Origin of the sequence: Candidatus Sordicultor fermentans, from assembly GCF_012728195.1 — a bacterium.
Classification (GTDB): Bacteria; Atribacterota; Atribacteria; order Atribacterales; family Caldatribacteriaceae; genus Sordicultor; species Sordicultor fermentans.
In genome coordinates this window covers 1-11,850 of the sequence record NZ_JAAYFP010000147.1, presented here as the reverse complement: position 1 = coordinate 11,850, position 11,850 = coordinate 1, and the positions used below count along the sequence as shown (strand labels likewise).

General features: G+C 40.7%; 13 protein-coding genes and 2 pseudogenes. 11 read left to right on the top strand and 4 right to left on the bottom strand.

Translation table 11 applies throughout. From position 1 onward, the window contains the following. The coding region (locus tag GXZ17_RS07715; protein WP_409376712.1) for an IS1634 family transposase at positions 1–1,142 on the bottom strand (1,142 nt) is incomplete at its 3' end. Between the two features lie 495 nt (positions 1,143–1,637). Here GXZ17_RS07715 and GXZ17_RS07710 point away from each other — a divergent pair. The 4 genes and pseudogenes from GXZ17_RS07710 to GXZ17_RS07695 all read left to right on the top strand — a co-directional run. Beyond that, positions 1,638–1,798: pseudogene (locus GXZ17_RS07710) on the top strand (ATP-binding protein); the annotation flags it as partial. A gap of 54 nt (positions 1,799–1,852) precedes the next feature. Then, entirely contained in the window at positions 1,853–2,140 is a 288-nt protein-coding gene (locus GXZ17_RS07705; RefSeq protein WP_409376711.1) for a nucleotidyltransferase domain-containing protein, read from the top strand. After that, positions 2,131–2,256: a hypothetical protein gene (locus tag GXZ17_RS07700; protein WP_409376710.1), complete on the top strand. Its 126-nt coding sequence runs from the start codon at positions 2,131–2,133 to the stop codon at positions 2,254–2,256. Before GXZ17_RS07705 ends, GXZ17_RS07700 begins: the two co-directional genes overlap by 10 nt. Before the next feature lie 199 nt (positions 2,257–2,455). Beyond that, positions 2,456–2,530: pseudogene (locus tag GXZ17_RS07695) on the top strand (hypothetical protein); the annotation flags it as partial. 260 nt (positions 2,531–2,790) lie between these two features. On the opposite strand, the gene GXZ17_RS07690 reads toward GXZ17_RS07695, so the two are convergent. From GXZ17_RS07690 to nth, 3 genes are read right to left on the bottom strand one after another with little or no spacing between them, the layout of a single operon-like run. Further along, positions 2,791–3,477 (bottom strand): hypothetical protein, encoded by a 687-nt coding sequence (locus GXZ17_RS07690; RefSeq protein WP_409376709.1) that lies wholly within the window; start codon positions 3,475–3,477, stop codon positions 2,791–2,793. Position 3,478: 1 nt separating this feature from the next. Then, positions 3,479–4,246, bottom strand: coding sequence for a hypothetical protein (locus GXZ17_RS07685; RefSeq protein WP_409376708.1), 768 nt, complete (start codon positions 4,244–4,246; stop codon positions 3,479–3,481). After that, the gene (nth, locus tag GXZ17_RS07680; protein ID WP_409376707.1) at positions 4,243–4,884 is read right to left on the bottom strand and encodes an endonuclease III domain-containing protein; all 642 of its coding nucleotides are present in this window, start codon (positions 4,882–4,884) and stop codon (positions 4,243–4,245) included. The genes GXZ17_RS07685 and nth overlap by 4 nt, the downstream gene beginning before the upstream one ends. Positions 4,885–4,914: 30 nt before the next feature. On the opposite strand from nth, the gene GXZ17_RS07675 reads away from it, so the two are divergent. The 7 genes from GXZ17_RS07675 to GXZ17_RS07645 form a co-directional block, all read left to right on the top strand. After that, positions 4,915–6,387, top strand: a complete 1,473-nt coding sequence (locus GXZ17_RS07675; RefSeq protein ID WP_409376706.1) for a sodium:solute symporter family transporter — start codon at positions 4,915–4,917, stop codon at positions 6,385–6,387. Further along, on the top strand, positions 6,335–7,345 hold the full coding sequence (locus GXZ17_RS07670; protein ID WP_409376705.1) for a zinc-dependent alcohol dehydrogenase family protein: 1,011 nt from the start codon (positions 6,335–6,337) through the stop codon (positions 7,343–7,345). Before GXZ17_RS07675 ends, GXZ17_RS07670 begins: the two co-directional genes overlap by 53 nt. A 13-nt stretch (positions 7,346–7,358) precedes the next feature. Then, entirely contained in the window at positions 7,359–8,210 is an 852-nt protein-coding gene (locus GXZ17_RS07665; RefSeq protein WP_409376704.1) for a sugar phosphate isomerase/epimerase family protein, read from the top strand. A 96-nt stretch (positions 8,211–8,306) separates the two neighbouring features. Further along, positions 8,307–9,539, top strand: a complete 1,233-nt coding sequence (locus GXZ17_RS07660; protein ID WP_409376703.1) for an ABC transporter substrate-binding protein — start codon at positions 8,307–8,309, stop codon at positions 9,537–9,539. Positions 9,540–9,670: 131 nt separating this feature from the next. Continuing rightward, complete coding sequence (locus GXZ17_RS07655) at positions 9,671–10,582, top strand: carbohydrate ABC transporter permease (protein WP_409376702.1); 912 nt, start codon at positions 9,671–9,673, stop codon at positions 10,580–10,582. A gap of 1 nt (position 10,583) precedes the next feature. Then, positions 10,584–11,414 (top strand): carbohydrate ABC transporter permease, encoded by an 831-nt coding sequence (locus GXZ17_RS07650; protein ID WP_409376701.1) that lies wholly within the window; start codon positions 10,584–10,586, stop codon positions 11,412–11,414. A 1-nt stretch (position 11,415) separates the two neighbouring features. Beyond that, the coding region (locus tag GXZ17_RS07645) for a radical SAM protein (protein WP_409376700.1) at positions 11,416–11,850 on the top strand (435 nt) is incomplete at its 3' end.

The following is an 11,850-nucleotide window of genomic DNA, read 5'->3' as shown; positions in this document are numbered from 1 at the left end:
TTAAAAAGCACTTTACGACCCCGTACTGGGGTCTCCTTAATGGTGAAGAAGGTCTGGTAAGCATCAGCATGGTTACTCACTAATTGCCCGGTCTCCAACTCTGTTTTGTAGGTCAGTAGATCTTCCATAAAGCTATCAGTGTCTTCAGCTAAGACATGGGCATTATAGTAAAGGTGAACATAGCAACGCCGCCGTTTTTGACCCCAGGAGTATAGGTGGGTATGGACATAGAGAACTTCCCCTTCCAGCTTGCGATAGTTATCCGGGTCTTGGATAGTTGTCCTTACTTGGTCAATCAGGTTCTGCACCCATTTACGTTGGATGGGCACTGCCAGGATGAATTTATAGTGAGCTGCCAACAGCTGGTCTACATTTTTCTGGCAGTAGAAACCTTTATCCAACACCAGGTGCAGTTTAGCCAGTTCCAAATAGCTGAAAGTCTTTAAAAGGTGAGATAGAGTACTGACATCACTGATGTTACCAGGTAGCCGGTGGTAGTAAATAGGTAGCTGGCTTTTCTGACCAAAAAGCAGGGCTAAGTTGATCTGCTTCAGGTTTTCTCGGTCCCGGTTGTAGCCATATTTGAGATACTCATTCAGCTCCCCATAGGAAGAAACAGAGGTAATGTCATAACATAGGTAATCATTTTCTAACACTTTCTGTCCCCAATTTTTAAAGAAGGTCTTCTGGCCGTCAGTTCCTAAGGTGCGTAAGATTTCACTGATACGCTGACTGGTCAGCTCTTGTCCTAAAGGATGGGCATGACTTTTGCTCCAGGCTCTGCAGTGGGAGAGGGGTCCACCTCTAGTGGTGATATAGTAAGCCATACTCAGGAGTTCACGGTATACCTGGGGGAAAGAGGCTTTGAGTATTTTGTCCAGTTCCAGCTCCATTGTAATTTTATCCAATAGCAGAGTTGGCCCTACCACCACGCTAGTGGCGGTGACAGCCGGATCCCTAATAGCTGCCTGTATTGGGTTTAGTCGCTTAGAGGGGATGAACTCACCAGTTACCGGGTCCAGCTTGCCTATACAAACCTGCTGGTTACGGGGTTGTTTCTTCTCTTTATCCCAAATAGAGGTAGCTTCATAAACATAGGTAACACCGGTTTTCTTGTTCACCTGATGAACACGGTAGGTCATGCATAAACCCTCCTTTCATAGTTATAATTATAACTATGATTGAAGGGATTTGCAAGAAAAATATGGCCGCAAAGTAGCTTCTTTTCAGGGTTTTAGAGATTCATAGTTATAAAACGCTCGGGAAACCAGGTTATTACCCGGAAAAAGAATAAAACAAAAAATACAAAAGATAGGAAAGACAAAAAATACTGGGAGAGACGTCTTTCCCAGTATAGAGGCACACCCCCTATTGTCAAGAAAATGCCTCCTCCATACTTGACTTCTCAATATTTTTAGAAATCTAAGCGGGAAGTGGAATGCTGTCATAGATTTGTAAATTGTATATGAAGGGGAGTTTAAGATGGTTCAGCATCCGGTATTAAAGAAAGTAACCTTACAAAAAGTAAAAACATTAGCATGAGCAGGAAGAGATTGTTTTTGCTTATCTCTTTGGCTCTTCGACTTAGCATGTGTTTGGTAGAATAGAAATACAGCACAGCGGAAGTTAAAAAGTACAACATAAAAATTACTACAAACCTGGAATTCAGCAAGTGGAATGGAATATTTTATGATGAGATAAGACATCCGCCATCATTGCCCGTTTAGTTCATCACAGTCATTTACTGGTCTTTTCCGAACCAAGTTATCCTTTGCCTCATTCTACTATGAACTGTTAATTCTGGAATTGAAGGTGCTGCAAAAATTAACTTCCGGAATGTTGCAAATTCATATTGCCAAATACATTAGCAATATATCTTGATGAAACTCATCTCCGGGCAAATAACTTATTTTATGACGTTGAATTATCAAGAGAAATAGAAAAAACCCTTAAAATACCGGTAGATATAGTTATACTGAATCACGCTCCCGACCGCCTGGTATATAGAGCCTTGCAAGGTCTTCTTATAAAAGATGAGGACGAAGAATTCCGTTCGGATTTTCTTCTTCTTCGATGGAGATATTCTGGATTTTCAAGAAGTCATAAAAAATTACCGGCAGGAACTCAAAAGTGCCAGTAGATAGAGAAAGAATTGTTTACCTTTTAGGAGAGATTGAGAAAGCTCTAAATATTTTGAAGGATTTACAGAAAGAGGGAGAGAAAATTATTGATGAGCTAATATCTGGGAAGTGTTAAGTATTGCTTCATTGTGGTTATGGAAGGACATATCGATGTTTGTAATCATATTTTATCTCGTGAACAATGGGGCGTGCCAAGAAGGCATGCCGATGGTTTTATCCTGCTGAAAGAAAGAGTAATTATACACTGGAAAACCTGGTGCAGAACTTAGCCAATATGGCTAAATTCAGAAATTTGTTAGTCAGTCCATCTTTACTGGAAAGTTGACAATGAAATACTCTATCATATACTACAATCCCAACTTCAAGATATTGATGCATTTATTGACTAATATGTGCTCGTGAAGGGTCAGTGATTGCTGGTTGGGTTTACATTTATGGTGACGGCATAGGTGAATACATTGATGGGTGGAAGGTCTTATTGTGCAAGTTGAATTCTTATGACTTTGGACGAAGAGTATCGTGTGGAAATCCGGGGAAGTGAGGTTTGGTGGGTTCGGTTTATTCCCACTTGTGATAGAAAGACGATCACCGTTTACACTACAATGGGGAAACCCTGACCATTGAAAGTTATTAAACAATTCCGGATGAGTTAGTTGTTCTCCTCTCTTGGAGCAGGCTTATCTTCCAGCACTAAGTTGTAGCCCCGCTGGGGAGCCTGGAGCTCCACAAGGCGGGGTTTTTCTTTTTGATAGCGAAGGTAGGTAATTTCTCCTCCTAAAGTGAATCGGAAAATTTCCTCTTCTTCGTTTTCGGCGATTTTTTGAATTTTTCCCCTCCATACCATTCCCGAGATGGGAACTAATACTGATATAGCTTTTTCTTGCTCGCAAGACAGTTTTCCTATTAAATAAGGTATTTCTTCACTATCAAAAACAGGGGAGGGAAGAGAGATGGTAGCTTCTTTAGTCCCTTCAGGAGAGGAGATTTTAATGTGAGCTTTCCTCTCCTCGTATGTAGTTTCTATCACTATTTCTCCCCCGGGAAGCTTTACCCACTTTTGAGAGCGGAGAGGTTCATAAGTGTCCCGCAAGATAGTGAGTTGAGCATCTCGCTCCATTTCTTTTTCGGCTAACTTAATAAAAGACTTGATTTGCAAAAAATTGTTTTCTTCTTCCACTTCATAAATCATTTTTCCTATTTCTTTTTCTTGCACCATTATTTTATAGCTAAAGGTCTCTTTCGCTTGCGGGGAAGAAATTACCATAAAATTTATTAAAAAGATTACCACTCCTACGATAACAGAGAGTGATTTATTCCCGGAAAAAAATTTCCTCATTTCAGGCTCCCTCCTTGAAATTTTCTTCGTGAGGAGATGTTTCGTCTTCCTGGATGATTTGATAAAGTCGACGACGATAAAGATACCACAAAAGACCAAATCCGATGATTAAAGTAAGAGGAAGAAGACTGATGAGATAAACTGAAGCTAAGAAGGAAAGGGAAGGAACGAACTGGATTAAAACCTGTGCCAGAGTTATCAGCCCTTTGGGTATGAAAGAGAGGAGAGAATAAGAAACCAGGTGGTGAAAAGTATATCCTGCAGGGGAGAGGAAAGCCAGACCTAAAAGGCCTGCGGATATTACTTCAATTTGAGCTTCCATAATTTTCTGCAAGATATAAAAAAAGGAGGGAAAATTGGCAAACTGACTATATCCATAGAATGCAGAGAGAGAATGGAAATAAACGAGAAGTGTATCTCGTAACGCTTTCCCCAGGCCAAAGCCCAGCCCTAAGAGAAGGAAGAGAAAAAGCTTTTCTTCTGGAGCGTCAAGCATTTCCTGATTGGCTTTCATTATCAGAAAAAAAAGCAAAGCCCATTCGATGAGTATTAAAACTAAGGATATGAAAAGAGCAGAAGGTAGCCCGGCTAAGTAATCAAAGAGTATTTTTTCTACCCACCGATAAGGAATCACAAGAGGTAAAGCTATGGATAAGAGGTAATACAAAAGTAACTTTTTCTTGGTAAACTTACTTTTTCTAAAGAATAGAACTACAAAAAGCAAAAAGGCTATTAATATTGTAGTTGCGATATACCATAAATAATTCAATTTTCCACCCCTCTTTTTTCACAGAATTCTTCTACAGGGCAATGAGAACAACGGGGACGACGGGGAAGACAGATATTCTGCCCAAATAAGACTAAAAGAGGATTGATGATTTCCCAGTAGGGAAGAGGCAACTTTTCTCGCAATGCTTTTTCGGTCTCCTCCGGAGTTTTAGTTTCTACATACCCCCAGCGATTCACAATTCGGTGAATATGAGTATCCACGCTTATTGCTGGTTTCTGGAAACCCATGGTTAATACCAGGTTGGCAGTTTTGCGTCCTACTCCGGGTAGTTTTAATAATTCTTCTAAATCATCAGGAACTTTTCCCTGATAGCGGGTAAGGAGAATTTCGGCTGTCTTTCGCAAAGTTTTAGCTTTTCGTCGATAAAAGCCCACTGGATATATAATCCGGGATAATTCTTCTTCCGGTATTTTTAAGATGCCTTCCGGAGTGGGAGCTACCTCTAATAGCCTCTGAGTAGCTTCTTTAGTCACCTGGTCTTTAGTGCGATGACTCAAGATACCACTAACCAGGACTAAAAAAGGGTCATTACCTAAACTATTGATGGTGTTGTCTTGCCATTGTCCCTTTATTTCCTGTAAAATAGCAAAAGCTTTACTTAAATTTTCATCATTCATAGAATAATAATAAACGCAGGGGGGCAAAAAATGCAAGTCAAAATAATTGTTTTACTGATTTATGTGGCAGGTATGATACTCATAGGTTATTTCAGCATGAAGAAAACTAAAACGGTGGGGGATTTCTTTCTGGCTAACCGCAGTTTAGGCCCCTGGGTTTCTGCCTTTGCTTATGGCTCAAGCTACTTCAGTGCTGTTCTTTTTATTGGATATGCGGGAAATATTGGTTGGGGATTTGGTCTTTCCAGTTTATGGATTGTGGTGGGAAACACTTTGATAGGTTCTCTTCTGGCCTGGCTGGTTCTGGCTCGACGCACCCGATTAGTAACTGAAGAAATGCAGGTTATGACCATGCCTGAGTTTTTGCAGGTTCGCTACGGTAGTAATTTTTTGAAGGCTTTTTCTGCTCTTTTAATTTTTGTGTTTTTAGTTCCTTATTCTGCTTCGGTTTATATGGGTTTAAGCTATCTTTTTGATGTAGTGATGGGAATTCCTTATTTTTATGCTCTTTTGTTGATAGCAGGGTTAACCGGGGTATATCTGGTGATGGGAGGATATCTTGCGGTAAGCATTACCGATTTTTTCCAGGGTAGTATAATGCTGGGAGGGGCAATATTTTTGATAGTTTATCTCGTGGGTCGTCCGGAGGTGGGGGGATGGAGCCAGATTGTAGCTCGTCTGCGGGAAGTAGATCCGCAACTGACAAGAGCAGTAGGCCCTCCGGGTTTCTGGCCTCTTTTTGGTCTTGTGGGTTTGACTAGTTTAGGCCCCTGGGGTTTACCCCAGATGGTGCAGAAATTTTATGCTTTGAAAAATGAAAAAATAGTTTACACTGCCACTATACTGGCCACTATTTTTGCTTTGATTTGCACTTTTAGTGCCTATTTATCTGGTTCCCTGACTCATCTATTTTTCGACCAGCTTCCCCAGATTAACGGAGAGCCCAACCCGGAGCTTTTAATGCCTCATTTAATTGCTGAAGTTATGCCCCCCGCTTTTTCCTTAATTTTTCTTCTTCTGGTATTTTCTGCTTCTATGTCTACTCTTTCTTCGCTGGTTCTGGTTTCTTCTTCTGCTATCACTATTGATTTGTTACCGGCTCGTTTTCGGGATAAGTCTTTACCTATTATGAGGGTTTTGTGCGGGGTATTTATTTTTTTCTCTCTTTTAATTGCTTTTTACCGGGTTACTTTTATTGTGAACTTAATGTCTATTTCCTGGGGAGCAGTGGCGGGGAGTTTTTTAGCTCCTTATCTTTATGGTCTATACTGGAAGGGAGCTAATCGGTGGGGGGCTATTTCTAGTATGATTGCGGGTCTTGTGGTTTCTCTGGGTTTTTCCTGGTATTATGGATTCAATTCTCCCCTGGCGCCTCTTTGGGGGTCTTTAGCTATGCTCGTTCCTTTGGTGGTGTTACCTGTAGTTTCTATTTTAACAGGAGGTGAAGAGGATGTTAGCTTGCGTATTCGAGAAAAAAGAGCAGTGGGCAATACAGGAAATTGAAGAACCTCGTCTTGCGCCAGATGAGGTTCTGGTGCGGGTAAAGGCAGCGGGAATCTGCGGGACTGATGTTCATATTTTTCGCGCCGAATATTTTTCTGATTTCCCCATAGTGGCCGGGCATGAATTTTCTGGAGAAGTGGTTAAAGTGGGGAGCGAAGTTACTCAGTTTCAGCCAGGAGACCGGGTTACCGCTGACCCCAATATTTTTTGTGACCGTTGTTATTTTTGCAAAATAAACAAAAACAATCATTGTCTGAATCTGCAAGCGGTGGGAGTAACGAGAAACGGTGCTTTTGCTGAATTGGTGGCTGTTCCGGAGAAATGTGTTTTTCATCTCCCCGCTAATCTAAGTTTTTCAGAAGGAGCGCTGGTTGAACCTCTCTCTTGCGTGGTGTATGGGGTGAGGAGAAGCAATATCCAGCCGGGAGAAAAAGTGCTCATTTTTGGAGCAGGCCCTATCGGGCTTTTACTTTTGTCTCTGTTTAATGTAAGTGGAGCTTCTCAGGTGGTGGCAGTGGACGTAAGTGAGAAGAAACTGAATTTGGCCAAAAAGTTGGGAGCTCAGGAAGTAGTTTTAGCTGACGGTAGAGAAGGTAAAAGATTAAGGAAAATTGCCCCTCGGGGATTTGAGGTGGTGGTAGATGCCACAGGGATTCCTCAAGTTATGGAAAAGGAGATAGAATTTGTAGAATCAGATGGTACTTTTTTGATTTTTGGAGTGGCTCCTCGAGATTCCGCGATAGCCATCGACCCTTATGAGGTTTTTCAGCGGGATTTACATATTGTAGGTTCTTTTGCTGTTAAAAAGACCATGCAGTATGCTCTAAATCTCTTAGAAAGTGGCAAAGTAAAAGTGAAAGACTTGATTTCTGCTACTTATCCTCTTGCTGATTTTGGTAAGGCTATGGATGATGTTTTGAACAATAAAGATCATCTGAAAGTACAAATAGTTTTTTAAGGAGAGAAGAGAATTGAAAAAAGGTATTAATCACTGGGCTTTTCCTGCTGGAATGCCGGTAGAAGAAGTAATTGGTCTTGCTGCTCAATATGGTTTTCAGGGGATAGAACTCTGCCCCGAGGAAGAGGGAGAAATTTCGCTCTACCAGGGAGAAGAAAAATGGAAGGAAATTAGAGCTTTAGCTGAAGATAAAGGGGTAGAGATAAGGAGCTTAGCTACCGGACTTTTGTGGAAATACAATCTGGCTTCTCCAGAAAAAGAGACGAGAGAAAAAGGGAAAGAAGTAGTAAGGAGATTAATAGATATAGCCACAAAGCTGGGTGCTAAATCTATTCTGATCATTCCCGGTTACGTAAATGTTCCCTGGGATTCGGAATCTCCGGTAATTCCCTATCCTGTTGCCCTGGAAAAAGCAGAAGAATCTCTTAGAGATTTAGCTTCTCTGGCTGAAGAAGCTAAAGTGTACCTGGGAGTGGAAAATGTCTGGAATAAATTTCTTCTTTCTCCTCTGGAATTCCAATGTTTTATAGATAGGATAGGCAATCCTTACGTCAAAGTTCATTTTGATACTGCTAATGTTCTAATCTCCGGATACCCCGAGCAGTGGATTTCCATTTTGGGGGAAAGGATTGTTAACGTTCATGCTAAAGATTTTCGCTTAGCAGTAGGAAATATCAATGGTTTTTGTATTCCTTTAGAGGGAGATGTCAACTGGCCTGAGGTTATGAAATCATTGCAAGCAATCGGGTATGACGATTACCTGATTGCCGAGGTTATTCCTCCTTATCGCCATTCAGTGGAAGCACTTTTGGCTAATGTTTCTTTTAATCTGGATTGCATTATAAATGGCAGTAAGTTATTATAATAACAGCTTTTAGAAGAAAGGAGGTGAATTTTCTACTTCTCATCTCCCGGAAAAAGGGAGAGAAAATATAAAAACCTTGAAAAGGAGGGACGGAAGTTGAAGCGGAGACTTCTCTTAGTAAGCGTAATTTTAGTGCTGGTTTTGGGCTTATCAGTATCAGCATTAGCCCAAAAAAAGGTTAGCGTTCTGTGGATGGAGTATGATGGTCTTACCCCCGATTATGCCCTCAATCTGGAAAAAGCTTTTGAAGAAGCCCATCCAGAGATAGATTTGAATATCATTTCTACCCCCTGGGATGAAGGTCACGATCGGTTGATTACTTTTATTGCTGGTGGTCAGCCTCCTGATCTGGCAGTTATTGGCACTCGGTGGTTATTGGAGCTTCTGGACATGGATGTAGTAGAATCCATAGAAGATTGGTTGAGCGAGGATTTAATAAATAATATCGATCCGGCATTGATGGAAGGGAAAATTGGTGGGGTTCTTTACGGATTGCCAGTAGCAGCCGGAACTCGGCTATTATATTATCGCTCTGACCTCGTGGATAAAGCTCCCGAGACCTATGAAGAGATGTTAGAGATGGCTTTAAAGATTCACAATCCCGACCAGAAATTTCATGCTGTAGGAATGAGTGGGCAAAAATATGTGGAATTAACCGAGCATGCTTATTATCTATTTGGTAACGATGGATACTATTTTGAAATGCTTCCTGATGGAACCTACGGTAAATGTACAGTAAATGATGAAGCAGGGATAGGGGCTATGACTTTTATGAACGACTTGGTAAATACCCACAAAGTGACCCAGCCCGGTGTCACTGCCTATCGGCGAGATGAATTGCAAGACCTTTTCATTGCTGGAAATTTGGGATTTTTTATGAGTGGTGGGTTTACTGCTACCATGCTCGAACAGCGAGGAGCCACTTTTGAATGGGATGTAGCTCCTATACCTCATTTTGAAGGTAAACCTCAAAGTAGCCTTATTGTAACTGACTCCATAGTTTTGTTTAAGGATTCCAAGGTTAAAGAAGAAGCTTCTAAATTTCTTGATTTCTTCTATTCTGACCCCTGGAGGCTGGAGTTTGATAAACTAATAGGGTTTCCTCCGGTCACTAAATCTTTAGCTGATGATCCTCATTTCCAGACTCCAGTATATCAAGTTTTGATTGAGCAAATCCCTGGTTCTAAAGGATGGCCTCTTATTGCTGAGTGGCCAGAATGCAATGATATTATCTGGGATAATATTGTTGCTGCATTTTTGGAGCAAAAGACTCCAGAACAAGCTATGAATGATGCGGCTCAAGAAATTGATAGTATAAGGGGAATGTAGCAGATATTCAACTGGGGGTGCAACCTCTTGTTTGAGAGTGTGACCTACTACTTCGCTCACAGTATATGAATGTTTATCTGGGGGGTTGCGCCCCCCAGATAAACATTTTGGGCGTTGGAAATTCTACTACTATGGAGGTAATTAAAGTGGCTCGTCCAGGGAAATTTTGGAAGACCGAATCGGCCCTTGCCTACTTTTTATTGTTGCCTGCTCTTGTTTTCCTCATATTGTTTATGTTTTATCCCATTGTTTATGTTTTTTTTATGTCTTTTTTTAAGGTTAATAAGTTAGCGGAATTAGTTTCTTTTTCGGGATTAGATAATTATAGATATATGTTTGCTAAACCGGAGTTCTGGCAGATTATAGTTCGCTCTTGTGTATGGACAGCTCTTGCAGTAGCAGCAAAAACAGTTATAGGTTTAATCATTGCTCTTCTTTTAAACGTGGATTTTCGAGGGAGGAAAATTGCTCGTACTTTGACCATCATTCCCTGGGCTAGTTCTGTTCCTATCAGCGCTATGATCTGGCAGTGGACTTACAATAGTGATTTTGGACTTTTGAATTACACTTTGCAGAAGTTAGGCATAATGAGCAATCCTCCTATATGGTTAGCTTACCCCCGCTCTGCTTTTTTTGCCTGTCTATGGGTAGATATCTGGTGTGGAATACCTTTTATGGCTCTGGTTTTCCTGGCCGGATTACAGGCTATTCCCCAGGAATTATATGAAGCGGCGGAGGTTGATGGAGCAGGGTCTTTAGCTAAATTTCGTTCCGTTACTCTTCCTCTTTTAAGCGGGGTTTTAACCATAGCTACTTTGCTTTCTATTCTCTGGACTTTTAATGATTTTAACGTTATTTATATTTTAACTACCGGTGGTCCAGGCACTTCCACCGACATTTTAATAACTTATATTTATAAGTATGCTTTTCAATATCTTCGGTTTGGGCCGGCAGCTGCTATGGCGGTGATAACTTTTGCCATCCTGTTAACAGTTAGCATTATCTATGCTCGAAATTATTTTAGAGGAGGGGAGGTATTATAAGATGAAAAAGAAAAACTTTAGTTATTATTTAGTTTATCCGGCGATTATCTTCATTCTTTTAGTTCTTTTATTTCCTTTTTTTGTGATGATATCTACAGCTTTGAAGCCCCTGGAAGAAGTTTATACCACTCCCCCTCACTGGATTCCTAAAAACCCCACTTTAGCAAATTTCTCTGATGTGTGGTTCAAATATCCCCTGGGAAGCTATTTTAAGAACAGTTTAATTGTGGCAGTAGGTACCACTATAATTAATACTATTCTCTGTATTCCCGCTGCCTATGCTGTAGCTCGATTACGATTCCGGGCTAAAAGTTTTATCATGTATCTTTTTTTGATAGTACAGATGTTTTCTCCCATCATTGTGGTTATATCGCTATTTAAAATTATTGCTCGCCTGGGTTTGCTTGATAATTTATTGTCTCTCATCTTCACCAACGGGGTTTTCACTTTAGCTTTTGCTATCTGGCTTTTGAGTGGTTACTTTAGTAGTGTTCCTAAAGAAATAGAGGAAGCTGCTCTTATTGATGGTTGCTCTCGAATCCAATCGATAACAAGAGTTCTTTTGCCTGTTGCTATGCCTGGAGTAATTACTACTGTTATTTATACTTTTATTACTGCCTGGAATGAATTTATGTTTGCCCTTACCTTTATTACCTCTATGGATAAAAGACCTCTAACTTTAGGCCTCTATAATTTTGTGGGTCGCTGGACAGTACAGTGGCAATATTTGATGGCTGCCGCTATTCTGGCTCTCATTCCAGTAGTGATTCTTTTTATGTTTATTGAGAAGGATTTGGTTAAAGGTCTGGCAGGAGGGGCGGTAAAAGGGTAGCTTGGAAATATTCAATTTTCAGTGGCACATTACCAATCGTTGTAACCTTCGTTGTCGCCATTGCTATCAGGAGAACTTCCAGGATTCAGAAGGAGGGGAAGGGTATTTTCTTTTGGTTGCTCACCGACTGATGGAAGAGCTGGAAAAAAGAGACCTCTATACCACTATAAATATAACCGGAGGAGAACCACTTCTTGTGGGGGAAGAGCTTTTCTCTCTCCTTCGCTATCTTGATTCTCACTCTCGAGTGGAAGAACTTATGATTATTACCAACGGCCTTCTTTTAGAAAAAAATATTCTTTTTCGCTTGGAAGAATACCAGAAGTTAACTACTTTGAAGATATCATTGGAAGGAGCAAGCTCTTCCACCAATGACGCTATTAGAGGGCGGGGAGTGTTTGAAAAAGTAGTGGATAAAATAAGAATGGTTCAAAAG

Excerpts from the sequence above, each read along its gene's own strand:
- GXZ17_RS07675 (WP_409376706.1), top strand. The coding sequence starts at position 4,915 with ATGCAAGTCAAAATAATTGTTTTACTGATTTATGTGGCAGGTATGATA.
- GXZ17_RS07650 (WP_409376701.1), top strand. The coding sequence starts at position 10,584 with ATGAAAAAGAAAAACTTTAGTTATTATTTAGTTTATCCGGCGATTATC.
- nth (WP_409376707.1), bottom strand. The coding sequence starts at position 4,884 with ATGAATGATGAAAATTTAAGTAAAGCTTTTGCTATTTTACAGGAAATA.
- GXZ17_RS07670 (WP_409376705.1), top strand. The coding sequence starts at position 6,335 with ATGTTAGCTTGCGTATTCGAGAAAAAAGAGCAGTGGGCAATACAGGAA.
- GXZ17_RS07690 (WP_409376709.1), bottom strand. The coding sequence starts at position 3,477 with ATGAGGAAATTTTTTTCCGGGAATAAATCACTCTCTGTTATCGTAGGA.
- GXZ17_RS07655 (WP_409376702.1), top strand. The coding sequence starts at position 9,671 with ATGGAGGTAATTAAAGTGGCTCGTCCAGGGAAATTTTGGAAGACCGAA.